Annotated in this window: 25 protein-coding genes; 15 read left to right on the forward strand and 10 right to left on the reverse strand. The window is 67.9% G+C overall.

Translation table 11 applies throughout. From position 1 onward, the window contains the following. Window positions 1-16 precede the first annotated feature (16 nt). The gene (locus M3B11_RS07105) at window positions 17-1,507 is read right to left on the reverse strand and encodes a hypothetical protein (protein ID WP_259876148.1); all 1,491 of its coding nucleotides are present in this window, start codon (window positions 1,505-1,507) and stop codon (window positions 17-19) included. A gap of 272 nt (window positions 1,508-1,779) precedes the next feature. Here M3B11_RS07105 and M3B11_RS07110 point away from each other — a divergent pair, with 272 nt between their 5' ends. After that, on the forward strand, window positions 1,780-2,736 hold the full coding sequence (locus M3B11_RS07110; protein WP_259876153.1) for an NAD(P)-dependent oxidoreductase: 957 nt from the start codon (window positions 1,780-1,782) through the stop codon (window positions 2,734-2,736). Between the two features lie 55 nt (window positions 2,737-2,791). Here M3B11_RS07110 and M3B11_RS07115 read toward each other — a convergent pair whose 3' ends face one another. The 5 genes from M3B11_RS07115 to M3B11_RS07130 all read right to left on the reverse strand — a co-directional run bounded on the left by M3B11_RS07115 (window position 2,792) and on the right by M3B11_RS07130 (window position 6,156). Beyond that, the gene (locus tag M3B11_RS07115) at window positions 2,792-3,187 is read right to left on the reverse strand and encodes a DUF6458 family protein (RefSeq protein ID WP_259876163.1); all 396 of its coding nucleotides are present in this window, start codon (window positions 3,185-3,187) and stop codon (window positions 2,792-2,794) included. A 71-nt stretch (window positions 3,188-3,258) separates the two neighbouring features. Continuing rightward, window positions 3,259-3,438, reverse strand: a complete 180-nt coding sequence (locus tag M3B11_RS13395; RefSeq protein ID WP_396121548.1) for an arginine deiminase family protein — start codon at window positions 3,436-3,438, stop codon at window positions 3,259-3,261. Between the two features lie 93 nt (window positions 3,439-3,531). Then, the gene (pheA, locus tag M3B11_RS07120; protein ID WP_259876261.1) at window positions 3,532-4,455 is read right to left on the reverse strand and encodes a prephenate dehydratase; all 924 of its coding nucleotides are present in this window, start codon (window positions 4,453-4,455) and stop codon (window positions 3,532-3,534) included. Between the two features lie 28 nt (window positions 4,456-4,483). After that, on the reverse strand, window positions 4,484-5,239 hold the full coding sequence (locus tag M3B11_RS07125; protein ID WP_259876168.1) for a glycosyltransferase family 2 protein: 756 nt from the start codon (window positions 5,237-5,239) through the stop codon (window positions 4,484-4,486). 35 nt (window positions 5,240-5,274) lie between these two features. Continuing rightward, window positions 5,275-6,156: a DUF5926 family protein gene (locus M3B11_RS07130; protein ID WP_259876169.1), complete on the reverse strand. Its 882-nt coding sequence runs from the start codon at window positions 6,154-6,156 to the stop codon at window positions 5,275-5,277. A 46-nt stretch (window positions 6,157-6,202) separates the two neighbouring features. Between M3B11_RS07130 and M3B11_RS07135 the strand changes: the two genes are divergently transcribed. From M3B11_RS07135 to M3B11_RS07170, 8 genes are all read left to right on the forward strand, one after another. Then, the gene (locus M3B11_RS07135; RefSeq protein WP_259876174.1) at window positions 6,203-6,796 is read left to right on the forward strand and encodes a GNAT family N-acetyltransferase; all 594 of its coding nucleotides are present in this window, start codon (window positions 6,203-6,205) and stop codon (window positions 6,794-6,796) included. 77 nt (window positions 6,797-6,873) lie between these two features. Further along, entirely contained in the window at window positions 6,874-7,719 is an 846-nt protein-coding gene (locus M3B11_RS07140) for a MerR family DNA-binding transcriptional regulator (protein WP_259876183.1), read from the forward strand. 166 nt (window positions 7,720-7,885) lie between these two features. Continuing rightward, entirely contained in the window at window positions 7,886-9,139 is a 1,254-nt protein-coding gene (locus M3B11_RS07145) for an MFS transporter (protein ID WP_259876190.1), read from the forward strand. 297 nt (window positions 9,140-9,436) lie between these two features. Continuing rightward, on the forward strand, window positions 9,437-10,192 hold the full coding sequence (locus M3B11_RS07150; protein WP_259876198.1) for an SDR family oxidoreductase: 756 nt from the start codon (window positions 9,437-9,439) through the stop codon (window positions 10,190-10,192). Between the two features lie 327 nt (window positions 10,193-10,519). Further along, window positions 10,520-11,506, forward strand: a complete 987-nt coding sequence (locus M3B11_RS07155; RefSeq protein WP_259876205.1) for a siderophore ABC transporter substrate-binding protein — start codon at window positions 10,520-10,522, stop codon at window positions 11,504-11,506. A gap of 68 nt (window positions 11,507-11,574) precedes the next feature. Next, window positions 11,575-12,693: an ABC transporter permease gene (locus M3B11_RS07160; protein ID WP_259876206.1), complete on the forward strand. Its 1,119-nt coding sequence runs from the start codon at window positions 11,575-11,577 to the stop codon at window positions 12,691-12,693. Next, window positions 12,686-13,888, forward strand: a complete 1,203-nt coding sequence (locus M3B11_RS07165) for an iron chelate uptake ABC transporter family permease subunit (RefSeq protein ID WP_259876214.1) — start codon at window positions 12,686-12,688, stop codon at window positions 13,886-13,888. The genes M3B11_RS07160 and M3B11_RS07165 overlap by 8 nt, the downstream gene beginning before the upstream one ends. Then, window positions 13,885-14,640, forward strand: coding sequence for an ABC transporter ATP-binding protein (locus M3B11_RS07170; protein ID WP_259876220.1), 756 nt, complete (start codon window positions 13,885-13,887; stop codon window positions 14,638-14,640). Before M3B11_RS07165 ends, M3B11_RS07170 begins: the two co-directional genes overlap by 4 nt. A gap of 79 nt (window positions 14,641-14,719) precedes the next feature. On the opposite strand, the gene M3B11_RS07175 is transcribed toward M3B11_RS07170, so the two are convergent. Together M3B11_RS07175 and M3B11_RS07180 are read right to left on the reverse strand one after the other, a co-directional pair. Continuing rightward, window positions 14,720-15,679 (reverse strand): DUF5316 domain-containing protein, encoded by a 960-nt coding sequence (locus M3B11_RS07175; RefSeq protein ID WP_259876222.1) that lies wholly within the window; start codon window positions 15,677-15,679, stop codon window positions 14,720-14,722. A gap of 64 nt (window positions 15,680-15,743) precedes the next feature. Then, window positions 15,744-16,598: a phosphatase PAP2 family protein gene (locus tag M3B11_RS07180; RefSeq protein WP_259876223.1), complete on the reverse strand. Its 855-nt coding sequence runs from the start codon at window positions 16,596-16,598 to the stop codon at window positions 15,744-15,746. Window positions 16,599-16,832: 234 nt separating this feature from the next. Here M3B11_RS07180 and M3B11_RS07185 point away from each other — a divergent pair, with 234 nt between their 5' ends. Next, entirely contained in the window at window positions 16,833-17,867 is a 1,035-nt protein-coding gene (locus M3B11_RS07185; RefSeq protein ID WP_259876225.1) for a PRC and DUF2382 domain-containing protein, read from the forward strand. 259 nt (window positions 17,868-18,126) lie between these two features. Here the strand turns inward: M3B11_RS07185 and M3B11_RS07190 are convergent, their stop codons facing one another. Continuing rightward, entirely contained in the window at window positions 18,127-19,338 is a 1,212-nt protein-coding gene (locus tag M3B11_RS07190; RefSeq protein ID WP_259876227.1) for a CaiB/BaiF CoA-transferase family protein, read from the reverse strand. Between the two features lie 247 nt (window positions 19,339-19,585). Here M3B11_RS07190 and M3B11_RS07195 point away from each other — a divergent pair, with 247 nt between their 5' ends. From M3B11_RS07195 to M3B11_RS07205, 3 genes are all read left to right on the forward strand, one after another. After that, entirely contained in the window at window positions 19,586-20,809 is a 1,224-nt protein-coding gene (locus M3B11_RS07195) for an acetyl-CoA C-acetyltransferase (RefSeq protein WP_259876235.1), read from the forward strand. A 396-nt stretch (window positions 20,810-21,205) separates the two neighbouring features. Beyond that, entirely contained in the window at window positions 21,206-22,000 is a 795-nt protein-coding gene (locus M3B11_RS07200) for an electron transfer flavoprotein subunit beta/FixA family protein (RefSeq protein WP_165883836.1), read from the forward strand. A gap of 37 nt (window positions 22,001-22,037) precedes the next feature. Then, window positions 22,038-22,988, forward strand: coding sequence for an electron transfer flavoprotein subunit alpha/FixB family protein (locus M3B11_RS07205; protein ID WP_259876241.1), 951 nt, complete (start codon window positions 22,038-22,040; stop codon window positions 22,986-22,988). A 95-nt stretch (window positions 22,989-23,083) separates the two neighbouring features. Here M3B11_RS07205 and M3B11_RS07210 read toward each other — a convergent pair whose 3' ends face one another. Further along, on the reverse strand, window positions 23,084-24,535 hold the full coding sequence (locus tag M3B11_RS07210) for an FGGY family carbohydrate kinase (RefSeq protein WP_259876247.1): 1,452 nt from the start codon (window positions 24,533-24,535) through the stop codon (window positions 23,084-23,086). Window positions 24,536-24,591: 56 nt separating this feature from the next. Here M3B11_RS07210 and M3B11_RS07215 point away from each other — a divergent pair, with 56 nt between their 5' ends. Beyond that, complete coding sequence (locus tag M3B11_RS07215; RefSeq protein WP_259876249.1) at window positions 24,592-25,614, forward strand: YihY/virulence factor BrkB family protein; 1,023 nt, start codon at window positions 24,592-24,594, stop codon at window positions 25,612-25,614. A 156-nt stretch (window positions 25,615-25,770) separates the two neighbouring features. Then, window positions 25,771-26,232, forward strand: coding sequence for a hypothetical protein (locus M3B11_RS07220; protein ID WP_259876251.1), 462 nt, complete (start codon window positions 25,771-25,773; stop codon window positions 26,230-26,232). Window positions 26,233-26,242 lie beyond the last annotated feature (10 nt).

Raw genomic sequence — 26,242 nt, forward strand, 5'->3', positions numbered from 1 at the left:
ATACAGCCGAGTCGCGTCAGCCGGCGGTGGCGTCGAAGCGGTCGAGGAACTCCTTCGCCCAGCCTGAGGGCTTCGGATCTACGCCGTGCAGGGACATGCGGGCTCCCGTGGCCGTCCCGCGTTCGGTGGCGGTGAAGACGGGGCGGCCACCGGTGGACAGCGTGATGAGCGCCCTGCCGTCCCATCCGGTGTCGCGCAGCACCTCGATGAGGGCGTCTTGGCTGGCTGCGCTCCTTAGGTCCTGGCCGTCGGTGGGGCGGACGTCGAGACGAAAGTCCGCGCCTGTTCCGCCGACGGACGTCGACATGCGCACTGAGGTGAAGCCGGTATCCCATAGCGCTGCGAGAAGGTCGGCATGGGCTGGCCACGCTGCGACGGGGAAAGTGGCGCTGTCGTCTGGGTGATCGGAGTTGCTGACGGTGAGCCTTACCGCGCCGGGCAGCGGCCACTGGTTGCCGGCGATCAGGGCAGCAAGATCGCGCAGCTCGGTGCTGGTTGGGGTCACGACGTTCATGGACTGGCGGTTGAGTGCGATGTGCTCGACGCTGATGCCGCGCTCGGCCAGCAGATCCCAGGCCCGGAAGTACGCGCCAGCGTCTGCTCGGCCGTCGCCGAACCCCACACTCAGCCCCTCAGCGGAGACAGCGGTGAGGTCGGAGAGCTCGCCGGCCCCATATTCGGCGGTGAAGGCGTCGAGGACGTCTGGGATGTCGGCATCGTGTCCGACGAGCACGGTCGCGTTGGGGCGTTCGAGGGAGTGGGTCCACTTGACGGTGAAGGGCAGGCTGCCGGCCTGTTCTGCGGTGTCGTAGAACCGGGTGATGGCGTCCCGGACGCCAGGTTCGGACATATCGACGCGGGCGGTGACGCTCGGCTCTCCATCGTCTTCGCCCCCGCCGGAGGAGCCGGGGGCGTGTTCGACGAGATCGACCTCGTCAGCTGCTGCGGCTCGGCGCACTCCGAGGACGAGCTCCCGCTGACCGGTGGCGCCGGTGAGCCAGGTGCGCATGTCGGTGCCGAAGGTGAGTGTGACACCGGCGTTCATGTTCTCGCCGATCTCCCCGTCAGCGACATCGGGCAGGCTGGTGAGGAAGGGCAGCTGGGAGAGATTCAGCGGTCCTGGCTGCGGGACGCTGGCGGTGGTATTGCGGACGGTGTGCCCGACGGTTCCGGTGAACCGGCCGGATTCCACCCTCACCTCCGGCGGCCCCTGCGGGTAGCGGTAGTCGTTGACACGTGCGAGCAGGGCTTCCGCAGTGTCATCGAGGGCATCAGGATCAGTGTCTGCCTCGACGGTGACAGTGACATCGGTGCCCGCCCGCGTCACCGCAGTGACGCCGGCCAACCCCTCGACCTCAGAGACGAGGTCCGCGTAGGTCGACTCCGGCAGCGGTTTCGCAGGCTTCGTGCAGGCGCTCAGCGCGCCGCCGGTGAGCAGCAGGCACAGCAGCGCCCCGACGATCCGGAGTCGTCGCGGCCGGTGGGCGGAGTGTGGTGTGCTGCTCATATCTTCAGGCTACAGACGAGCAGCCGGCGGCCGGTCACAGCGATGTTCCCGTTCGGGCACACCGCGTGCATACGGCGACCAGCACCTCGGGAACGGGGAAGCCGCCTCGGAAGCGGCGACCAGCACCTCGGGAACGGGGAAGCCGCCTCGGAAGCGGCGACCAGCACCTCGGGAACGGGGCGTGCTCAGGGGAGTCACAGCAGACACGGCGCGGGCAATGATGCCGCCGCCCGGGCGGGCGCATTAGCCTGATCGCAAGGAGAGGAGTCGAAGTGAGAGTCGTCGTCACGGGTGCTGCCGGTTACGTCGGTCAGGCGATCGCCCGCAGGCTGGTCGAATCCGGTCGCCGGGTCACGAGCGTCGGGCTTGCCGATCCGCAGATCAGCGGGGTTGAGCACCACGAGTGGGACATCCGTGAGGAGATTCCCACGCAGCTGCAGAACCGGCTGCGCTTCACCGATGCCGTCGTCCACGCCGCGGTCATCGACGATGACTGGGCAGCCGAGGACGAGCTGCAGGCCGTCAACGTCACCGGCACCCGCCATGTGCTCGACGCGTTCGGCAAGCCGCGGATGATCTGCCTGTCCAGCACCGCCGTCTACCCACCGGCCGATGCTCACCGCCAGCTTTACGAGGAGGGCGGGCCGGTCGATCCGCACCTTTACCTGTGCGCCTACGAGCGCAGTCGTGCCGAGGCCGAACGGGTCATCGCCCGGGTGCGGCCCGAAGCGCTCGTGCTGCGACCCAATGCCGTGTACGGACCAGACGACACGACGCTGTGGCCGGTGCTGGAGCGTGCGGCGGACGAGGGTGTCCTCCGGCTGCCTGACGGCGGGAAGCACACGATGACGATGACGCACATCGACACACTCACCGCAGCCGTCGATGCCGCGCTGACGAAGCCGCAGGCCTACGGGCCGATGAACATCGGCGACCCGCAGCCCTACATCGTGCACGAGGCGCTCACCACCTACCTCGGCCGGTTCGGCCACCCGTCGCTCGAACTCGACTCGATCGCTGCCGACCTTTCGCTCGTCAAGGCGTGGTTCGCTGAGCGCAAGGCGCGGCGGAAGAAGCGCCGCCCACCGTATACCAGGCACGCGATGCGGAATCTGGCCCGGGAACGGACGTACAGTCTGTCGCGGATGCACCGGATGCTCGGCATCGACGGGGTGCAGGGGCTGCGCCGGTTGGGGGCGGCCGCCGGGCAGGTGCCCCGACGCGACTGAGGGGCCCGCCCAGTAAGGGCAGACCCCGCAGTGTCTGTGGCGCTAACGGTGCGGCCTAGAGCTGCCGGCGTCGGTTTGCCATGGTGATGAAGGCCAGCAGCAGCGCAAGAACTCCGACGCCGATGCAGATGTAGCCGACCATCGTCAGGTCCATGAAGCTCCAGGCATCACGGACAGCGAAAGCCAGGATCGCGCCGACGAGGATGAGGAAGACTCCGACTCCGAATCCCATGGGGTGCTCCGTTTCTGTCGCGCCGGAGCGCTGGTCGCGCCCGACTCGGTCAGTTTCAGTATTGACGAAGTGCCCGCTGGAGACAACGACCACGCGCCAATCGGCGATCAGCGTCGTGCAGGCACCGGTGATGCGGGCGGTTTCGGATGCATCTGCGACTCCCGAGGTGCCGGTTGCGCCGGGTTCAGCCGCCCGGCTGGGAGCGTCGGCGCTGGTCACCTGGGAGTGTGGGTGTTGATCGCCTGGGAGTGTCGGACAGCGATGCGGCTGCGACGGTGCCGCAGGCACGCTCATCGACGACCGCCTCGAGCGCCGCCGCCCCCGCTTCGGGCACTGTAAGGTTTTCGGCGAGCAGCTCGCTGACGGGGGGGGACGCTCACCCCGGCATCGCGCAGGGCTGCGGTGAAGCCGTCGTGTTCGCTGCGGGCGGCCTCGGCGAGGGGCACGTCGTCGAAGAGCAGCGCGGACATATTGCTCGGGTCAGCCGCTCCAGTTCGATATCGGGCCGATGCACGATGACGTCGCTCAGCCGCCCGGTCTGGGAGCCGACCCCCAGCGTCACCTCAGCCCCGGATCTCTGTCAGCCAGTCTGCTGCGGCGGTGAAGGCCTGGGCGGTCATGTCCGGGTCGACGATGACCTTCTCGCCGTCGGCTGAGGGGTAGGAGCCGAGGAACTGCAGGCGGCGGGCGATCCGGTGCACCCCGGTCAGCGCCTCGGCCATCCGCGGCTCGGCCACATGCCCCTGGGCGTCGATGGAGAACTGGTAGAGGCCCAGCCCGTCGCCGGTGGGCCGGGATTCGATGCGCGAGAGGTTGACGCCGCGGGTGGAGAACTGCTCGAGCAGCTCCAGCAGCGCACCGGCCCGATCGGAGGCGAGCGCGGCGACAAGCGTCGTCTTATCAGCGCCGGTGGGTGCGGGCAGTTCGCGTTTGGTGGAGACGAGCACGAACCGGGTGGCGGTGTCATTGCGGTCGCCGATGTCATCGGCCAGCACGGTGAGCCCGTAGCGTTCGGCGGCCAGGGCCGGGCAGATCGCGGCCTGGTAGTCGACGTCTGATGCGGCGAGGTCGCGGGCGGCGGCCGCGGTCGAGGCGGCGGGGATGTAGTGGGCTTCGGGCAGGTGCTCTGACAGCCAGGCCCGCGTCTGCGCTTCGGCATGCGGGTGGGTGGAGAACGCGGTGACCTGTGACAGCTCGGTGCCGGGCGCGGCGGCGAGCACGAAGCGCACGCGCACGACGGTTTCGGCCACGATCTGCAGCTGTCCGTGCTGGGTGAGCGCGTCGAGGGTCGCCGGCACGCCGCCTTCGAGTGAGTTCTCGATCGGCACGACCGCGCCGGACAGCTCACCTGCGGCGACGGCGGCTAGGGCGGCGTCGGCGCTGCGCATGGGCCGGCGAGCGGCGTCCATCCGGTCGTGGGCGGTGAGCAGCTGGATGAGCGCAGCCTCGGTGAAGGTCGCCTCGGGTCCGAGATAGCCGAAGGACAGCGTCACGGTGGTCTCCTTTCGGGGCGTGTCAGCGGGTGCCGCGCCCGAGGCGGTGGCGGGCTCGGCGTGCCCGGCGCACGGTGAGTGCCCGCAGCACGTCGCGGTACTGAGCAGCCCGGTGCAGCTGGGCCCTGAGGTCTCGGCCGGTGACCCGGTGGTGGAGGTCGCATTCGACCTCTGTCACGCGCAGCCCGGCGTCGAGGACGTCGATCGTCATGGCGGTTTCGACGCCCCAGCCGGCGGCGAGCGGCAGGGCGGCTTCGAAGGCCTCACGGCTCAGGCATCGCATGCCCGACAGCGGCTGGGTGGCCTCGAAGCCGGTGAGCTCAGCGATCCCCTTCTTCGCCAGGCCGACAACGAAGCCGAATCCGCCACCGGAGCGCTTCTGCGGCGGCAGGATCGCGATCGTCATATCGGCGTCGCCGTCGAGCACCGGTGCGGTCAGCGGTGCGGTGGCGACTGCGGAGTCCTCCAGGTCGGCGTCGATGAACAGCAGCGCCCGGTGATCGGGGCGCTGCCCGGTGGGCGCATCGGTGATCTCGCGGTTGCGCACGGCGAACGCGCCAGTCATCATCGCGGCGGCCTTGCCGCGGTTCTTCCGGTGCACGAGCACCTGCGCTCCGGCCTGGCGGGCCAGGTTCGCGGTGTCGTCGGATGAGCCGTCGTCAACGACGATGACGAGGTCGACACCGGGGATCTGCCGGGTGGCGGCCACAGTCGCGGCGATCCGCTCGGCTTCATCCTTGGCCGGGATGACCGCGGCAACAGCTGGGGGTGCAGACATCGGATCCTGCCTCCTGACGTGCAGCGGGCGGTGGGTCAGCGGATGGTGAGCTGGCGGGAGACGACGCCGGCCTTGGCGCGGCGCTCGTCGTAGTCGAGGTTTCCGGTCTCGCTCATCGCGGCATCAAGCTTCGCGGCGAACGCGCCCAGCGGCTCTTCGACCGCATCGGGCTGGGTGCCGTCGGGCAGCTCCCAGACGGGGATGACGATGCCGTGGGCGCGAAAGCATCCGAGGTAGCGGCCGAGCCCGGACACGGTGTTCTCGCCGCGGGCGTGCAGGCGGGCCAGGCCGTTCATGACGGTGTCCTCGTCCTGCATCTGCGCCCAGCGCAGGTAGATGTGCCCGCCCATCTCGGTCCAGTAGGCGGAGTCGGCGGAGACGAGCTTCTCGGTCGGGCTGATCGACTCGTTGGCCTGTTCGAGCGCAGCGGCGAGGTCCTCATCGCGGTGCTCGGCGTCATCGGCGAGCCAGTAGTCGAAGGTCTCCTGCACGCTGACGGTGAAGGGAGCAGAGGTGTCGAGAATGTCCTGCAGGCGCGGGCCGGACCCAGGGTTGGCGTTGGCTTCGGCGTAGGTGCCGGGTTCGGCATCCTTGACCTTGAGGATCGCTGCAGCGATATCGCGGGAGGGATCCGGGGAGGCGACCGGGACCTGCATGCCGGCCATGATGACGCCGTCCTGGCGGTGCAGTGCCTGCCAGGCCGCCGGCAGCAGCGAGGCGATGACGATCTCGTCGCCGCCGTGCTCCTCGGTCAGCTTCGCCGTCGCGGTCGCGGCGGGCACGAGTTCGCGCAGGCACACGAGGTCGGCTTCGAACGGCAGGCCCTCAAAGGGGCGTTTGACGAAGCCGGCGGCCTGCTGCTTGGCCAGGCGTTTGGCGATGAGGTCTTCCTTGGACTTCTTGGACTTCTTTCCCATGCCGGTCAGTGTATCGCCCGCGGCCGGTGCCGATATCGTGGGTCTCATGGCCCTCCTCCACTCCGGACTCCACGATTCCGCCGTCTCTAAGCGTCACATCCGCTACGCCCAGCGGCTCGTCGACGCCGGCTACAGCTTCGACCTGCTCACTGCCGATGATCACGGCCCCGCTGCCGAGGTGCTGCGGGCTGCCGAGGCGACCGGCGCCTCGGGCGCGGATACCGGCACCGAGGCGACCGGCGCCTCGGGCGCGGACTTCGCGCTCCTGCCGCAGGACTCCGGGCTCATCGCCCGGTCCGCCGACGGACAGATCGCCGCCGTGCTCGCCGTCACCGCCGTGAGCTTCGACAACGGCCAGGCGCTGCTCATCCGGGCGCTGGCCACCGCTGAGGAGTTCCGCTCGCAGGGGATCGCGACGGTGCTGGCGGGCATGGCCCCGCAGGTGCTCTCGGCCGCCGGGCTGCAGACCCGCTGCCTGCTCGTTGCCGCCGTTCCCGAGGCGCGGGCGACGTTCGCACACCGGGCCGGGTTCCGGGTGCTCACCCCGGGCTCAGAGCTGCCGGTCGATCTCGGTGGGATCGACACCGACGTCTTCGGTGAGATCGGCGACCGATGCTGGTGTCTGAAGGAAGTGAAGTAGCGCTGGTATCGGCTTGTGCGGCCGCGGCCGGCAATCGCCGTTGACTCACCTGTGACGGGAGGCGGGACGCTGGAATCATGTTGAGAATCGGAGCATTCGCACAGTTGACCGGCCTGAGCGTCAAGGTGCTCAGGCATTACGACGAGACCGGCGTGCTCTCGCCTGCGGCCACCGACCCGTTCACCGGGTACAGGATGTACGGCGCGGACCAGGCTCGCGATGGCGCGACAATCTGGTTGCTGCGCCGTGCCGGTGTTCCGCTGGCAGAGACGAGGGTCGCACTGGTAGGCGGCGATCCTGTTGCCGTGCTCGCCGCCCACCGAGCCCGCATCGCTGCTGAGCGTCAGGCTCAAGACCAGGCCGCGGCCGAAGCGGAGGCAGTTTTCGCCAGCTTCGCTCAGCCTGCCCCGGTCACGGAGCGGGACCGTCCCCCGTTGCCCTATGCCGGAGTCGTCATCAAAGTGCGTGTGGAGGATGTTGAGACGCTCGACGATGAGAAGGCGAACGCGGCTTTCGAAGATCTGTACCGTCAGCTCTCCGCCGATGGGCATCAACCCAGTGGGGCTTTCTGGACGAGCTTGCGCGAAAGCACTCGCGGCTGGGTGGAGGTCAGCTGTTGCTGGGCCTTGTCCGAACCGCTGCCAGGCGATTGGGGCGGTGCAGACATCGTCACCGGTGTGCTGCCGGAACGCCGGGAGCTTGTCGCCATTTGGCAGTTAACTGACGACACGCCACCGGGTGCCGCGATGCACCCGGCAGCGCTCGCGCTGATCGAAGCGAACGCCGACCGTGCGGACGAAAGCAGTAGGGCTTCCGGAGAGACTCGGGAGAACGGGGCGAACGCGGACGGGCTGACAGTGCGGCAGCAGGTCCGCTACGACCTCGACCCGCCAGTCGTCGAGCTGTCGATGCCGCTTGCCTGAAGACGGTGTTGACACGATACCCGGTACGAACTTCGCGTTCGTGCCGCAAGGCTCCGGACTCATGCCTCGGCCGTAACGTCAGTCGCGACTCAGCTCCGGTTGGAATAGCCTCTGGGAGCCGACTGTTTGCACAAGCGCCCGCGAGCCCACCCTGACAGGAGAACGCATGCCCGCAGCTGAGCGCCGCCCCAGCGGCGCCATCTCAGCCACCACCTCAGCTGCGGCACCGGTGAACCCGCGCGTAGCGAGGCTTGCCGTCTTCGCACTTGCCATCGGCGCTTTCGGCATCGGCACCGCCGAGTTCGCCACGATGGGGCTGCTGCCGCAGATCGCCGAGGGCCTTGACTCCTCGATCACCACAGCTGGGCATGCAGTGTCGCTGTACGCGCTCGGCGTCGTCATCGGCGCACCGGTCATCACTGCGTTGGCGGCCAAGATGGACCGCCGCTGGCTGCTGCTGAGCCTCATGGTCGTCTTCATCATCGGCAGCGTCGGCTCGACCCTGGCCCCGACGATGAACCTTATGCTCGTCTCTCGATTCATCACCGGCCTCCCGCACGGTGCGTTCCTCGGCGTCGGCGCCGTCGTCGCCGCAACCCTGGCGCCAGCGCACCGCAAGGGCACCGCAATGGCCCGGGTGATGCTGGGTCTGACGATCGCGAACATCATCGGTGTCCCCGCAGCTGCCGCACTCGGCACGGAGTTCGGCTGGCGGGTCGCCTATGCGCTCGTCGCGTTCATCGGCCTGCTGACCCTGGTGGCCGTGTTCTTCCTCGTCCCGCAGACCGCGCCGGCTGCCGCGCCGTCGATCCGCGGTGAGCTGCGCACAATGAAGCGCCCACAGGTGATCCTCACCCTCATCGCCGGTTCGGTGGGATTCGGCGGCATGTTCGCCCTCTACACCTACATCGCCCCGACCCTGACCGAGCTCACCGGGATGCCCGCCTCGGTGATCCCGTGGGTGCTCGTGTGCTTCGGCGTCGGCATGACCGTTGGCACCTTCGTCGCAGGCCCGCTCGTCGATCGGTCGATCGAACGCTCGGCTGTCATCGGGCTCGTCGGTCTGGGCATCGTGCTGCTGGCCTTCGGGCTGTTCGCCCACGTACCGGCCGTGGCGATCGGCTGCGTGTCGGTCATCGGCATCTTCAGCTCGCTGTTCGTCACCGCCCTGCAGGCCAGACTCATGCGCGAATCCCACGACGCACCGTCACTGACCGCGGCGATGAACCATGCGGCATTCAACTTCGCCAACGCGCTCGGCGCCTTCGTCGGCGGCATCGTCATCGACGCAGGACTCGGCTTCCGCGCACCAGCTCTCACCGGTGTCGGCCTGACCGTGGTCGGGCTCGTCGTCACGACGATCGCGATCACCACCTACCGGCAGACACGTGCCCGGCAGGTCATCGACATCGAGGAGTGAGCAGTCTGCGGCGCTCAATCGTGCGCACTCGTCCATTAGCTGACGCCCCCAACAGCGAAAACACGTTCAGCTTCTGCATGAAGCAGGCAGAGTCGCGGCAGCCATGGTCTGGCCGCACAGTGCAGTTGCGAGAATCGCTACATTGCCGGTTGCCGACCGGTTTGAAACGCGGGTCACAGCGCATCCGCACCTGCCCCGCTGACCGGATTCCGAGAGGCTGTTGACGGGCACCATCGAGCCGGTAAAGTTGATGAACAATCGTTCAGCAAGTATTCAAGCGACCTGCCGGGAGGCACTATGGGCCAGCGTTTCACTGGGAAGACTGCGATCGTCACGGGCGCATCGCGCGGCATCGGCTTAGGCATCGCCGAACGCCTCGTCGCCGAAGGGGCGCAGGTGTGCATCACCGCCCGCGGCGAGGAGGCGCTCGCCGCGGCCGCCGCGCAGCTCGGCGGCCCGGACAAAGCAATCTACGTCGCCGGCAAGGCCGATCGACCCGAGCACCAGGATGAGGCCATCTCGAAGACCACCGAGGCCTTCGGCCCGGTCGACATCCTGGTCAACAACACCGGCATCAACCCCGTCTACGGCCCGATGATCGAGCTCGACCTCGATGCCGCCCGCAAGGTCTTCGAGGTCAACGACATCTCCGCCCTGTCCTGGACGCAGAAGGTCTACGAAGCCTCACTGGCCGAGCGCGGCGGCGCGGTGCTCAACGTCGCATCGGTCGCCGGCCTCGGCCAGCCCGAAGGCATCGGCTTCTATGGATCGTCGAAGGCGATGCTCGTGCACATCACCCGCCAGCTGGCCATGGAGCTCGGGCCGAACATCCGCGTCAACGGCGTAGCCCCGGCCGTCGTCAAGACCCGATTCGCCGAAAAGCTTTATGCCCACGACGAGGAGGGTGTGGCCGCAGCCTATCCACTCAAGCGCCTTGGCACACCTGAGGACATCGCAGCAGCCGCAGCCTTCCTGCTTTCTGATGAGGCCAGCTGGATCACCGGCCAGATCCTCACCCTCGACGGCGGCATGACACTGTGCGGCGGCGTCTGACCCAGACCCGTCAGCCAACCACCCGCTGACCTTTGCCTGCGCACCCCCGGTCGAGTCCGCCTCGGCCGGGGGTGCGCGCTGCGAGCGATCAGCCGGTTGTGCGTCGTATCACAAAGCACCCCCGAGGGTGCGAACCGCCAGGGGAGTTAGGTAACATTAGCCTAACGAACTTTGGACACGATTCCGTTTCGTAAATGGGTGTGCATAGCCTTAGTGTGGTTCACCTAAGCAGTCGGCGGTCCCCGTCTGCCCGAGCCACACCACTACGCCCCCGCGCGCTACCGGTGCAGTCCACCGGCTGCGCGCACTCGAAAGGAGCCCCACCTGATGCGGATCAAGCATCACCGCCTGAGCGCCGTCGCCGCTCTCTCAGCCGTCGCACTCACCCTCGGCGCCTGCGGTTCAGACACTGGCACCTCGGCGGAGGAAACCCCCGAGAACTCCGCGACCGTGACCGTCGAAGACAACAACGGCACCCACGAGATCGCCACCCCGCCCACGAGCGTCGTCGCCACCGACAACCGCACCTTCCAGACCCTTGACGAGTGGGGCGTGGAGATCAAGGCCGGCGCCGTGGCGCTCATGCCCGAGAGCGTCTCCTACACCCAGAACGAGGATGTCATCGACCTCGGCAACCACCGCGAGCCCAACCTCGAAGCCGTCGTCGAAGCCCAGCCGGACCTCATCATCAACGGTCAGCGCTTCGCCCAGTACGAGGAGGACCTCGCCAAGCTGGCCCCGGATGCCACGATCCTCAACCTCGATCCGCGCGACGACCAGCCCCTCGACGCTGAGCTCAAGCGCCAGACCGAGGTACTCGGCGAGGTGTTCGGCAAGCAGGAGGAGGCCAAGAAGCTCAACGAGGACTTCGATGCCTCGATCGAGCGGGTGAAGGAGGCCTACAACTCCGACGATACGGTCATGGGCGTCATCACCTCCGGCGGCGACATCAACTACTCGGCTCCGAAGGTCGGCCGCACGCTCGGCCCGGTGTTCGACATCCTCGACCTGACGCCGTCGATCGAGGCTCCGGAGGGCGCATCGGATGACCACACCGGTGACGATATCTCCGTGGAGGCGATCGCCGACTCGAATCCGGACTGGCTGCTCGTGGTGGACCGCGACGCCGCAGTCGAAGACGATGCGAAGCCTGCCCAGAGCATCATCGAGGAGTCCCAGGCGCTCAAGAACGTCAACGCCGTGAAGAGCAGCAACATCGTCTACATGCCCAAGGACACCTACCTTTCCGAAGGCATCCAGACGTACACCACCTTCTTCAACGACCTCGCCGACGCAATGGAGAACTCCCAGTGACACCGCGCCGGCGGCACGGGCCTGCTCCGCGCCGCCGGCGGTCCACCTGATCCCGACCGATTGAGACGATGAGCATCCACGAACGCCACCAGGCACACGCACCAGCTCACGGTGCCGCTGCCGGCGCGCTCGGATCCACCGGGGCACCTGGATCCGACGGCACGACCGCCGGGGCACCTGGATCCGCCGGGGCGCCTGCGGTGACCGCGCCCGTGGCGGTGGCTGGCACGGGTGCGTCGTCGCGCCTGTTCACGTGGCCGCTGCTCATCGGCGTGCTCGTCACCGCAGCGCTGGTCGTCTCCTCGCTGTTCATCGGCATCTACGACATCTTCGGCGCCGAAGACGGCTCGGAGATGTTCGCCATCACCCGCGTGCCGCGCACCATCGCCCTGGTGCTCGCCGGAGCGGCGATGGCGATGTGCGGCCTCGTCATGCAGCTCTTGACGCAGAACCGGTTCGTCGAGCCGACCACGACCGGCACCACCGAATGGGCGGGCCTGGGTCTGCTGCTGGCCTTCATCGCCTTTCCCGGCGCTCCGCTCATCGTCACCATGAGCGTTGCGATCATCACCGCCTTCATCGGCACCCTCATCTTCTTCGCCTTCCTGCGCCGGGTGACGCTGAAGTCCTCGCTCATCGTGCCGATCATCGGGCTCATGCTCGGTGCCGTCGTCGGCGCGGTCTCGACCTTCCTGGCCCTGCAGAACGACCTGCTGCAGACCGTCGGCATCTGGTTCGCCGGCTCCTTCACCGCGGTGCTGCGCGGCCAGTACGAACCGCTGTGGTTCGTGCTCATCGTCGTCATCGCCGTGTTCATCGTCGCCGACCGGTTCACCGTCGCCGGCCTCGGCCAGGAGATCGCCACGAACGTCGGCCTGAACTACAACCAGGTGCTGCTGCTGGGCACCGGACTCATCGCGATCGCCACCGGCATCGTCACCGTCGTCGTCGGCAACCTGCCGTTCATCGGCCTCATCGTGCCCAACATCGTCTCCCTGTTCCGCGGCGACGACCTGCGCTCGAACCTGCCGTGGGTGTGCCTGCTCGGCATTGCGATCGTCACCATCTGCGACATCATCGGCCGCACGATCGTCGCCCCCTTCGAGATTCCCGTCTCGCTCATCCTCGCTGTCGTCGGTGCAGCGGTCTTCATCACCCTGCTGCTGCGGAGGCGCCGGAATGGCTGACCTGTACGAAGCGACCTACACCGACCCGGCATCGTTGGCCCGCCAGGCCGGCCAACTCGGCCCGTCCACCCTGCCCGACGTCAGCGGCGCCACCCCCGCCGCCGGCACCGCACAGGCCACCGCCGCCACCGCCTCGGGCGCGGCAGCCCGGTCCACCACCGCACGCACCCATACGCCGGCACCGGCGCCAGACACCCGCCACCAGGGCGCCCTGCCGACGCGGGCCGCGCGGGTGCGCTATTTCGCGATCCTCGCCGGGATGAGCGTTTTCGCGCTGGCCGCCTGCTTCGCGCTGCTGGCCTGGGACAACCCGATGCCGGTCGGCTCGGAGGGGTTCTGGCTCATCGCCAATCTGCGTGCGACGAACATCGCCGTCATCGTCATCGTGGCCTTCTGCCAGGCGATGGCGACCGTGGCCTTCCAGACGGTGACCCACAACCGGATCATCACGCCCTCGATCATGGGCTTCGAGTCGCTGTACACGCTCATCCACACCTCGATGGTGTTCTTCTTCGGCACAGTCGGCATCGTCGCGGCCGGGTCGACGAGCATGTTCCTCACCACTGTCGGGATCATGGTCGTCTTCGCCGCGTTCCTCTACGGCTGGCTGCTCTCAGGCCGGTACGCGAACATGCAGATCATGCTGCTCATCGGCATCATCCTGGGTGCTGGGCTCGGCTCGCTGTCGACGTTCATGCAGCGGCTCATGACCCCGGGTGAGTTCGATCTGCTCACCGCCCGGCTCATCGGCTCGATCTCCAACGCCGAGGCCAGCCACCTGTGGATCGCCGCCCCCATCGTCGCCGTCGCCGGTGGCGCGCTCTGGCTGCTGGCACCCAAGCTCAACGTGCTCGCGCTCGGCCATGACGCGGCCGTCAACCTCGGGCTCAACCAGCGGGCCTACAACATCATCGTGCTGCTGCTCGTCTCCGTGCTCATGGCGATCTCGACCGCGCTCATCGGGCCGATGACGTTCTTCGGGTTCCTCATCGCGATGCTGGCCTACCAGCTCGCCGACACCCATGACCACCGCTACGTCTTCCCACTCGCGTGGCTGACCGGCATCGCAGTGCTCGCCGGGGCCTACTTCGCGCTCAAGCACCTGTTCTATGCCGAGGGTGCCGTGGGCATCATCATCGAGGTCGTCGGCGGTTCGTTCTTCCTGCTCTACATCCTGCGAAAGGGCCGCCTGTGATCACCCTCTCCGCGGTCCGCAAGAGCTACTCGGCCGAGGTCTCGATCGGCCCGGTCGACCTGCAGATCCCCGCAGGCGGCGTCACCGCCCTCGTCGGGCCCAACGGGGCCGGCAAGTCGACGCTGCTGACGATGATCGGCCGGCTCATGGGCATGGACGAGGGCGCGATCGAGATCGCCGGCTACGACGTCGCGACGACGAAGTCGAAGGATCTGGCGAAGATCGTGTCGATCCTGCGGCAGGAGAACCACTTCGTCACCCGGCTCACCGTCCGCCAGCTAGTGGGCTTCGGCCGGTTTCCCTACTCGCAGGGCCGGCTGACAGCCGCCGATGATGCGATCATCACCCGCTCGATCGACTTCTTGGGCCTCAGGCCACTGGAGGGCCGGTACCTTGATGAGCTCTCCGGCGGGCAGCGGCAGCGCGCCTACGTCGCGATGGTGCTGGCGCAGGACACCGACTATGTGCTCCTCGATGAGCCGCTGAACAACCTCGACATGCGCCATTCGGTGCAGATGATGCAGCACCTCGAACGCGCCGCCGAGGAGCTCGGCCGCACCGTCGTCATCGTCCTCCACGACATCAACTTCGCCGCCCACTACGCCAAGCGGATATGCGCGGTCAAGGACGGACAGGTCTGCTACTTCGGCACCCCGGCCGAGATCATGCGCCCCGAAGTGCTCTCCGATGTCTTCGACACCCCCGTCGACGTCATCGACGGCCCGCGAGGGCCGCTGGCCGTGTACTACTGAACCGTACCCGAGGCGGTGGCTGCTATCGCGCCGGACGCGACGGCGGCGGACTCGTCTGCCGTGCCCGAGGCGGCGGCTGCTACGACACCGGATTCGGCACTCGCAGCACCGCTGAGAGCACCCACCATGTCACTAGCCCGAGGGCACACGCCGCCAGGCTCAAAGGCAGCATGAATACCGAGGCGTCGAACAGCCCGGCGGCGACACCCGGGACAGCGAACACCAGCATCGACAGCAGCGCCGCCAGACCCGGCTGGGCGGTCGCCGGCTTGAGCGTCCACAGCAGGATGGCCGCGAGGATCCCCGGCAGCGCGATGGCGAACAGGCACATCATCACCGTCTTCGTCTCCGTCATGTCAGCGGCCAGGAGTGCACCTGCGCACACCACGCTGTAGGCGAGCGCGCCGATGAGCATGCTCGTGCCGAGCAGGCGCACGGACGCGGCGCTGTCAGCCCCGGCCTGGTCGTCATCACGGGGGCCGTCTGCGCTGGCTGCCTCGCTGCTGGTGGAACCAGCGGCCTCTTCGGGCTCATCATCGTCACCGTCACCGGGTGCAGGCTGCGCGGCGCGGCCGGCGCGCCGGCCGGAGAGGAACGCCCGGGTCACGAGGCCGAGTGCCCAGAGCGCGATGGCGATGAGCAGCGGGGGCAGACCGAAGACGAGCGGATAGACATAGTTGCCCAGGCCAGCCAAGGTGAAGCCTCCTGACCAGAGCGGGCTCTCCAACACGAGCATGGCTGTCCAGATGACCGCGTAGACGGTGATGACAGCCGCTGCGATCCACTCCCACACGGCCCGGCGGGACAGCAGCGCCACCGCGCCCGCTGCCATGAGCGAGGGCAGCAGTTCGAAGATGAGGCTGCTGATGAGCGCGGCCGCCTCCGGCAGGCCGCTGCGGGAGATGGCCTCGATGAGCGACATCGCAGAGAAGACTACTCCGGCGGCTGCCAGAGCGGCAACGAGCAGTGCATGGGATCGCGACCGGCGATCTGCGCTGCGCACTACCGGTGGGAATGCCTGCTGGCGGGAGGATGTCATATCCCCAGCGTCTCATGCCGCGCAGGCACTACCTCGGCAGCGGTGAGAGGCGAGCACGGGCATCTCAGCCAGCGAGAGAGCGGTCGGCACTGGACTGCCGGCGGCTGCGGGCGGCTGCGACGGCGAGGAAGATGCGGTGGCCGGTGATGACGACGATGATCCAGGCGATTGCGACGAGCCAGGCGGTGAGCACATCGGTCGTCCAGTGCTGACCGAGGTAAATGCGGCTGAGTCCCATGCAGGCGGCGAAGGTCAGGCAGCCGAGGACGATGAGGATCTTCAGCCACCACTGGCGGATGAGGATGAGCACCAGGTAGGCGATCATGCCGTACAGCTCCAGGGAGTTGAGTGAGTGGCCGCTGGGAAAGGAGAAACCGCCTTCATACGGCGGGACCGCATCGACATGCGCTGGGCGCGGACGGCCGATGAGGTTCTTGCCGAGCACCGTGAACGCGACTGAGCCGAGGGCGGTGATGAGCATGAGCAGCAGCGGTGTGCGGCGCCGGTAGACGATCGTGAGGATACCGATGACGATGAGCGCGATGACGGTCATTCCGGCGATGTCGCCGAGGTTGGTGAAGGCGGTGACCACGCGGTTGAGTGCCGGTGTGCGCAGCCCCTGCATCCAGTGCAGGATCGGCCGGTCGAGGGACGTGATGCCGTCGCGCGGGTTGTCGAGGCTTTCGTAGATCTCCTCGGCGATGGCCACGCAGCCGAGCATGATGACCAGGCCGACGCTGGTGAAGAGGATCAGCGCGGTGTAGGGGCCGAACCAGCGGCTGAGCCGCTGGCCGATCCAGCCGAGCAGCTTCCACCCGGGCAGCCGGCGCTCGTGGGGTTGGACGAAATCAGCGGCCTCGCGGAGAAGCGGGTCGTCGGAAGAGCGGAGTCGATCGGTGCTCGTGCGCTTGTCTATCACCGTGCCATTCTTGTTGAATCCGATTCACAGCGCCTCGTGGCCCGCTGCAGGGAGACCTGCCGGCTGGAAAGTCTGAGGAAGCACTAAGAAACAAGGACTGTTGTCGAAGTGAGCGAGGTGTTAGCGTGAAATCATCCGATGTCACTCCGGATACAGCACGACAGTGCTGATAAGGCACCACCCGTTGGGGAAAGGTTCCTCGACGCCGAGAACGTCACACCACAGGAGTTCAGCATGGAAAACATCGACATCGACCAGCTTCGCGGATCCGACCTCTACGATCAGACCGGAAGCAAGATCGGCAGCATCGGCGAGGTCTACCTCGATGACCAGACCAATGAACCAGCATTCGTGACCGTCAACACCGGTCTCTTCGGCATGAACGAGACTTTCGTTCCCTACCAGAGCGTCTCGCGTGACGGCGACCACCTTGTCGCCCCGTTCGAGAAGTCCTTCGTCAAGGACGCTCCGAACATCGCCGCTGACGGCAGCCTGACGCCGGAGGAAGAGGAAGAGATCTTCCGCTACTACAGCCTCGACTCCGGCACTGGCCGCGACCGTGACCGGGACGGTGTGCGCGATCACGACCGCCACGGCACGCACGACCGCGACGGCGTCGGTGACGCCGGTGTGGCTGGCGCTGCCGGTGGAGTTGCCGGTGCAGCCGGGCACGACCGTGATCGCGACCGTGACGGACTGCTCGACCGCGACCGCCATGACAAGCACGACCGCGAGGGTGTGCGCGACCACGACCGCACCGCTGCTGGTGACCAGCAGCAGGTCGTCGCCCACGAGGAGCGCCTCAACGTCGGCAAGGAGCAGGTCGAGACCGGACGGGCGCGCCTGCGCAAGCACGTTGTCACCGAGAACCAGCAGGTTGAGGTTCCCGTGCAGCGCGAGGAGCTCGTCGTCGAACGCGAATCGATCGACCCGAACTCGCCCGAAGCCCGCAGGGGCGGCGGAATCGACGCCGATCGCGGTGATGTCGAGGAGGCCGTGACGCTGCGCGAAGAGCGCCCGGTCGTCGACAAGGAGACCGTGGCCACGGAGAAGGTCAACGTCGGCAAGCGTGTCGTCGAAGACACGGAGACCGTCGGCGGTGAGGTCCGCAAGGAGCAGATCGACATCGACGGTGCTGAGGGTCGCGACGCTGCCGGACGCGGCACCGACGGACGCGGCGTGGACGGACGCGACGCTGCCGGACTTGGCACCGACGGACGCGGGGCTGATGGCGCGGGTCCTGACGCTGACGGACGCCCGCTGCGCTGAGCTGTGCCTGCTGAGCTTCAGCACCACCCCGACCGCCGAGCCGGCGGCTGAGCAGTCAGCCACCGGCTGAGCGATCAGAACACGGCACCCTGCCAGGTGACGGTGCACCCGCACCGGATCCCGGCAGGGTGCCGCTGTCATGCACGGAGACTGACAGGCGCACAAGGCCACGGCCCAGCAACCCGCCGCGCCGCGCGGACATGACAACAGCCCACCACCTCGGGAACGGTCGACGCCCGAGGCGATGAGCCGTGCACGGTTACTGCGCGTCTGCCGGCGGGTCGGCTGGTTGCTGGAGCCAGGCGCGCACCACCTCGGAATCGGCACCGAGGGCCGGCGGGGCGAGGTCGTAGCTGACCGGGGTCACCGAGAGCGTGATCGGGTTCTTCACCGTCGGGATGACGCGGTCGCCGGAGCCGGCGTTGACGACGGGTTCGAGGTTGAGGTCAGCGGCGAGCTGGACGCCCTGTTCGATCGTGTTGATCGGCGCGCACGGCAGGCCGGCGTCGCTGAGGAGGGTGAACCACTCCTGGGCGGACTTAGTCGACAGCGCCTCGATGAGCAGCGGCTCGAGTTCGCGGCGATTGGCGTTGCGGTCGGCGTTGTGGGCGAACCGCGGGTCGTCGAGCAGCTCGCGACGATCGATGACGGTGCACAGGATTTCGAACTGCCGGTTGTTGCCGACGGCGACGATGAGCTCACCCTCACCGGTGGGCATCGGCTGGTACGGGTACAGGCTCGGGTGCTCGTTCCCCATGCGGTGCGGCACGACCCCGCCGGCGACGTAGGCGCTCGTCTGGTTCGCCAGGCCCGACAGCGCTGAGGACAGCAGGTTCGTGTCGACCTTCTGGCCCTCACCGGTCTGGCTGCGATGCCGCAGCGCGGCGAGGATGCCGATGGTGGTGTGCAGGCCGGTGATGACGTCGAAGATCGCCACACCGGCTCGATACGGCTTGCCGTCGGCTTCGCCGGTGAGGCTCATGAAGCCTGAGAGCCCCTGGACGAGGAGGTCGTAGCCGGGCTGCGGGTTCTGCGGGCCGAAGCCGGTGACCGAGGCGTAGATGACCGCCGGGTTGGTCTGCCTGACGGCGTCGTAGTCGAGGCCGTACTTCGTAAGCCCGCCGGGCTTGAAGTTCTCGACGAGCACATCGGCGCGGCGGGCGAGTTCGTGAGCGAGCGCAAGATCGTCAGGGTCCTTGAAGTCGAGGACGACGTCGAGCTTGTTGCGGTTGGCCGACAGGTAGTAGGTGGCGTCGTCGTCGCGGACCGGAGGCTTCCAGGCACGCGTGTCGTCCCCGCCGGGGCTTTCGACCTTGATGACGGTCGCGCCGAGATCGGCGAGCATCATCGTGGCATAGGGGCCGGCGAGCACGCGGGAGAAGTCGGCGACGACGATGCCGGCCAGCGGCCCGGTGCCGGTGCGCGCGAACGCCTGGTCGATGGTGCGGTTGTCCTCATGCGATGCGCTCATGCCCCTCGCCCTCCTGCCGCTGCGGCGTGCCTGCCGGCGCGGCCCTCGCTGTGCTGTTGCCCACAGCCACGGTAGCAAGTCGCGTGCCGCGTCCGGCGGTCCGGTTCACGGCTGCGGCTGTCAGCCTGCCGAGCACACCCCGCCTGCCCCGATCGGAAGCGGGTCTGCGCATGCCCTCTGCCGGCGAGCCCTCGAAGCTCAAGACGGCCCGACTACGATGAGCCATGTCACCGTCGAAGGAGAACCCGTGTCCGAGCCCATCGTCATCTGCGAACCGCTGCGCTCCCCCGTCGGAGGCTATGGCGGCCAGTTCACGACCACCCCGCCGCAGGAGCTCGGCCGGCAGGTCGTCGCAGCGCTCATCGAACGTACCGGCATCGACCCCAGCGTCATCGACGATGTCGTCTTCGGTCAGTGCTTCCCCCACATGGAGGCCCCCGCGCTCGGCCGTGTCGTCGCACTCGACGCAGGCTTGCCGGAAAGCGTGCCCGGCCGGCAGCTTGACCGGCGCTGCGGATCGGGCCTGCAGGCAGTCATCGACGCGATGGGCATGATCGCCACCGGCGGGGCTGAGGTCGTCATCGCCGGCGGAGCCGAGTCGATGAGCCGCGCCCCGTTCTTCACCGAGGAGATCCGGTGGGGTGTGCGCGGGCCCGGCATCGACCTCAAGGACAGCCTGACCCGCGGTCGCGTCACCGCCGGCGGCAGAAACCACCCCGTGCCCGGCGGCATGATCGAGACCGCGGAGAACCTCCGTCGCATCTACGACATCAGCCGTCAGGAGCAGGACGAGCTCGCTGTCGAATCCCACCGGCGGGCCGCCGCGGCAAGTGCGGCCGGGCGCTTCGCTGACGAGATCGTGCCGATCCAGATGCCGGCCACCCGCAAGACGGCAGCCTATGAGGTCAGTACCGATGAGCACATCCGTCCTGACGCCAGCCTTGAGAAGCTCGCGAGGCTGACCCCGATCCGCGCGGACGTTGATGAGGCAGCGACTGTGACTGCCGGCAACGCCTCCGGCCAGAACGACGGTGCTGCCGCCTGCCTCGTCACCACCGCCTCGAGGGCCGAGGAGCTCGGGCTCAGGCCGCTGGCCAGGATCGTGTCGTGGGCTGTGGCCGGAGTCGATCCGGCGACGATGGGCATCGGCCCGGTCCCAGCGACCACGCAGGCACTTCAGCGGGCAGGACTGCAGCTGTCAGACATCGACCTCATCGAGCTGAACGAGGCCTTCGCCGCCCAGACCCTGGCCTGCACCCGCGAGTGGGGCTTCGGCACAGGCGACTTCGACCGGCTCAACGTCAACGGCTCCGGGATCTCACTCGGCCACCCCGTTGGGGCGACCGGGGCGCGGATCTTCGCGACCCTGCTGCGGGAGATGGACCGCCGGCAGGCACGCTACGGGCTGGAGACGATGTGCATCGGCGGAGGGCAGGGCCTGGCAATGATCGTCCAGCGGGTCGGAGGCTGAACCTGGGGGCGCTGCGGATCGCCCGACTGGGCCCGGCAGCCGGGGTGGCCGGCTCCTCGGGGCCGGTGACCACCTCCTCGGGGCCGGTGACCAGCCGCTACAGCACGTGACCGATCCGCCGGGCGAGCCGGCAGGGGCAGGTTTGGGCACCGCGTATGTGACATGAGATACTGGCACTGAACGATCGATAAGTCGCCGCGTTCGAACCCGACTGCCCCACTGTCGGATATGCTCACCCTCAGCAGTGGCCCCCGTCACTGGCCAGGGGAGTCGGGCCAGGACCCGGCGAACGGCCCCGCCGCTGTGAAGTGAGACGGACGCCACTTGGTAACGTTAGAGAAACGACGCCCTGTTTCGAGGGTGACCCTCGGTTCTCAGGAAGGATGAACTACCCACATGCGGATTGTCACTTTTGTCAAGTACGTCCCGGATGCAGCCGGTGAGCGTACCTTCGAGTCGGACAACACCGTCGACCGCTCAGTCGACGGCCTGCTGTCGGAGCTCGACGAATACGCTGTTGAAGAAGCTCTCAAGATCGCTGACGGCGACAAGAAGGGCACGGAGGTCATCGCCCTGACCGTCGGACCCGACGATGCCGTCGACGCTGTGCGCAAGTCCCTCCAGATGGGCGCGAACAAGGGCGTGCACATCTGCGACGACAGCCTCGAAGCCTCCTGCGCTGTCGGCACTGCCAAGACCCTGGCCGCCGCCGTCAAGGTCGTCGAAGAGGAAGAGGGCCCGGTCGACCTCATCATCACCGGCCTGTCCTCGACTGACGGCGCGATGTCGGTCGTGCCGGTCATGGTCGCTGAACTGCTCGGCCGCCCGGCCGCCACCCAGGCCTCGCACCTGGAGGTCTCCGGCGGAGTCGCCAAGATCCGCCGTGACGGCGACACCGCCTCGCAGTACATCGAGGTGCCGCTGCCGGCACTCGTGTCGGTGACCGACCAGATCAACGAGCCGCGCTACCCGTCGTTCAAGGGCATCATGGCCGCCAAGCGCAAGCCGCTGGACGAGTACGACATCGAAGAGCTCGGCCTCGACGCTGGCGAAGTCGGCACCGCCGGTGCCACCACCGAAGTCGTCACGCTGTCCGAGCGTCCGCCGCGCACCGCCGGTGAGGTCATCACCGATGAAGGCGAGGGCGGCAACCAGCTCGTCGAGTGGCTGGCCTCGAAGAAGCTCGTCTGATCCACTATCTGAACGCAGAGGAAGCGAATACACACTTATGTCTGAAGTTCTCGTTCTCGTAGACCATGTGGACGGCGACGTGCGCAAGTCCACCTTCGAACTCCTCACCGCCGCCAAGGCACTCGGTGAGCCGACCGCACTGTTCATCGGCGATGCCGCCCAGGGCGAGGCCGCTGCCGCCAAGCTCGGCGAATACGGCGCCGAGAAGGTGCTCGTCGCCTCGGACCCGGCATACGACGAGTTCCTCGTCGGACCGAAGGCCGAGCTGCTCGCCGAGCTCATCTCCACCCGCCAGCCGGCCGGAGTCCTTGTCCCGGCCAGCGCCGAGGGCCGGGAGATCGCGGGCCTGGCAGCGATCAAGACCGGTTCGGGCATCCTGACCGACGCTGTCGGAGTTGCCGAGGGCTTCGTCGCCACCCAGGCGGTGTTCGCCGGCGGCTACACCGTCGAGTCGAAGGTCACCCGCGGCACCCCGATCATTGCGATCAAGCCGAACTCGGTTGCGGCCGAGCCGGCTGCCGGTGCGGCTGCAGTCGAGTCGGTCAGCTTCGCCCCGAGCGACGCCGCCAAGGCTGCCCGCATCACCGCCACCGAGGAGAAGCCTGCCTCGGGCCGTCCGCAGCTGACCGAGGCCGCCACCGTGGTCTCCGGTGGTCGCGGCACCGGCGGCGACTTCGCCCCGGTCGAGGCGCTGGCCGATGCTCTCGGCGCTGCCGTCGGCGCATCCCGTGCCGCCGTCGACGCCGACTGGTACCCGCACTCGGCACAGGTCGGCCAGACCGGCAAGACGGTCTCGCCGCAGCTCTACGTCGCCTGCGGCATCTCCGGTGCAATCCAGCACCGAGCCGGCATGCAGACCTCGAAGAACATCGTCGCGATCAACAAGGACGAAGAGGCCCCGATCTTCGAACTCGCCGACTTCGGCGTGGTCGGCGACCTCTTCTCGGTGCTGCCGCAGGCCACCGACGCGATCAACGCACGCAAGTGATGTGACCATCAGGCCGGCGTCGGCTGGCCACAGGCTCACATGAGCGAAAGGGCAGATGCCGTACGGCACCTGCCCTTTCGCATGCCTGGTCTCGATCAGTCCTGTCGCATGCCCTCTCCCAGTCGGGCGGTCGCGCCGAGCGGGGTGATGGTGTGTTCGACGCCGAGGGCCTCCCATGCGGTGCGGGCGCACGAACGCAGCCCGGCATCAGCCTCGGCGACGGGCACGATGGGCCGGTCGAGGACGATTTCGAGGATCCGGCAGATGCCGGCTGAGGCGGTCAGTCCGCCGGTGACCGGCAGCGCGGCGGACGGGTCCGTGCCGAGGGCATCGCACAGGCGCCCGAGATTAGCAGCGACCCCGGCGACCAGACCGGCATAGAGATCGGCTGCGGTGGTGGCCGGCCGGATGCCGGTCAGGCTGCCGGTTGAGGCCGCACTGCCGAGTGCCCGGGTGCGTTCGCCCGCCAGGGCAGGATCGCAGGTGAGATCCTGCCACCGGCCTGCCGCCAGCGCCTCGGTCAGGGCTGCCTCGGCGGCGGCATGGGCGGCAGGAGTGTGCTCGTCTCCTGCCGTCATACCGAGCAGCACGCGCCGGCCCCAGGTCAGGGTGGAGCCGGCGTTGACCATCGCAGCGATCTCCAGCGTCCCGGCCGGGTGGACCAGCCGGTGAACCTCCGAGGCGGCCCCCGCCAGCGGGGACGGGGTGCGCGGGTCGATGTGGGCGACCCAGCCGGAGGTGCCGAGGTAGGCGTAGGCGGCACCCGGCGTGCTGCCGATGATCCCGTCGCTGGCAGCCCCAGCATCGCCGAGGCCGGTGACAACCGGAATGCCAGCCGCCTCAGCCCCGAACCCGAGGTGGCCGGCGGCTGCCGGGGTCAGCGTGCCGATGATGCCCGGGTCGACGAGTTCGGGCAGCCGCCAGGCGGCTGCGGGTGTGCTGGTCAGTGGGCTCGGCAGCATCCAGGCATCGGCGGTGGCGTCGTAGAGCGAGGTGGTCGATGCGCTCAGCCGGTCGCAGGTGAGGCGCCCGGTCAATCCGAAGCCGAGGAACCCGGCCGCACTGACGGCGAGCGCCTCGACCTGGGTGTCGTGCTGGTGGCGGGTGAGCCACGCGATCTTCGCCGGCAGGCAGTCCGGGCCCGGTGCCGTCAGCAGGCGCGCTTCCCAGCCTGGGTCGGCTGCGCGCAGCTCATCGAGCTCAGCGGCTGCCCGCGTGTCGGAGTAGAGGATGACCGGCAGCTCCTGCTGCCCTGCCGAGCTGCCGGTGAGGGGCACCAGGTCCTGCATCTGGCCGGTGAGCGCGATCGCGGCCGGCAGCTGCCCGTCTGCACCGAGCTGCCCGTCTGCACGCAGGGTGCCCACCGCCTCGGCGACGGCCCGCCACCACTGGGAGGATGACTGCTCGATCGCCCCGGCCAGCTGAGTGTCTGGGCCACCGTGCCGGGTGTCGATCGCAGCCTGTGCTGCCGCGCGTGTGCGGCCGGCCGTGTCGATGAGCGCAGCCTTGAGAGTGCTGGTGCCGAGGTCGAGGCAGAGGACGTGCATGCTGGCCACTGTAGCGCTGCTGCGCGGGTCAGGGCGCCCTGCCGTAGACTCGGAGTGTGACCCGGAAGAAGAACCTGTCTCCAGCGGCGTGGCGCTATGTGTGGGAGCGGACGATCATGTCGTTCGCCCGCAGTCGGCGCACCGATACGGCAGCGACGCTGTCATTTTACTTCCTGCTCGCCCTGCTGCCGGCGCTCACCGCGATCCTGTCGATTCTCAACGTGTTCGGCGAGGGCCCGGACACGGTGTCGAAGGTGCTCAACTGGGCGCAGCAGGCCGGTGCCGGCTCGAACGTCACACAACTGGAGGAGCCGCTGCAGGATCTGGCGAAGTCACCGGCCGGCGGGCCGTTCTTCGTCGTCGGCATACTCGTGGCAATGTGGTCGGCATCGAAGTTCGTCAACGCCTTCGGCCATGCCGTCAACGAGATCTACGCGATGACCGAGGGCCGACCGGCGTGGAAGCAGCGCCTGCAGACCTACCTCGTCACCGTCGTCGTCATTCTGCTCGCTGTCGCCGCGGTGCTCAGCCTCGTGAGCTCGCCGAGCATCATCCTGCCGTTCGGGCTCGGTGAGCAGTTCGTCGCAGTGTGGGCGTGGGTGCGGTTCCCACTCGCGGCGATCTTCATCCTGCTCATCACCACGCTGCTCTACATCGCCACGAGCAACGTCAAGCGCGCGCATGTCACACTGTCGTCCCTCGGCGCGCTCATCGCACTGGTCGCCTGGGCGCTCCTGAGCGTGGGCATCTACCTCTACGCGGTCGTGTTCGGCGGGTTCGAATCGACCTACGGTTCGCTGGCCGGTGTGCTCATCGCGCTGTTCTGGCTGTGGCTGTCGAATATGGCGCTTCTGTTCGGGGTCCACTTCGACGCCGAGGTCGAGCGCGCCCGCCAGCTGCGCGACGGCATCCGCGCCGACGACGTCGTCCAGGTACCCCCGCGCGACACCCGCAAGATCGTATCTGATGCGCGGATCCAGGCACGTATGCGCCGCAAAGCCCACGCTCTATGGCGCAGCCGCGGAGAGACTGATGACGAGCCGGTTTCCGATCCCGAGGCACCGCGACCGTTTCCGTGACCGCCTGCTGGTGAGCACACCTCACCCCAGCTGGGATATCGCATCGTGACAGCACGGCTTGCCGGTATATGATGTGGATAACAGCCTCAGCCAGTCATACCCGCCCGCGCGGGAGACAATGTGGCTTGCTGGAATCGACTCCCACAGGAGGGGATCATGAAGAAGCGTCTGACTCTGCTCGTTGGCATTGGCATCGGTTTCGTCCTCGGTTCGCGCGCCGGCCGCCAGAGCTATGAGCGCCTCAAGACCCAGGTTGAAGAATTCTGGCAGAACCCACGCGTCCAGGAGGGCGTCCAGCAGGCAACCGACACCGCCAAGGAGAAGGCCCCCGAGGTCGCCGAGATGGTCAAGGACAAGGCTCCTGAGGTTGCCGGCAAGGTTCAGTCCGCTGCCACCTCGGCAACGGGCGCTGCACAGGCCAAGGCCGATGACGTGAAGTCGAATGTGCAGCAGAAGAAGGCTGAGAAGGATGCCCAGAAGGCGGCCGACACGGCGTCAGCGCAGGTTGAGAAGGATGCGAAGAACGCCGGTGCTGTCGAGGATCCGGTCGTCCTCAACGACGCTGTCGCCGATCCGTCGCAGGATCCGCTGGCCGAGGGCGGCAACCCGAAGCGCTGATTGCTGACTC

This window comes from Brevibacterium sp. p3-SID960 (genome assembly GCF_025144725.1).
Taxonomy (GTDB): domain Bacteria; phylum Actinomycetota; class Actinomycetes; order Actinomycetales; family Brevibacteriaceae; genus Brevibacterium.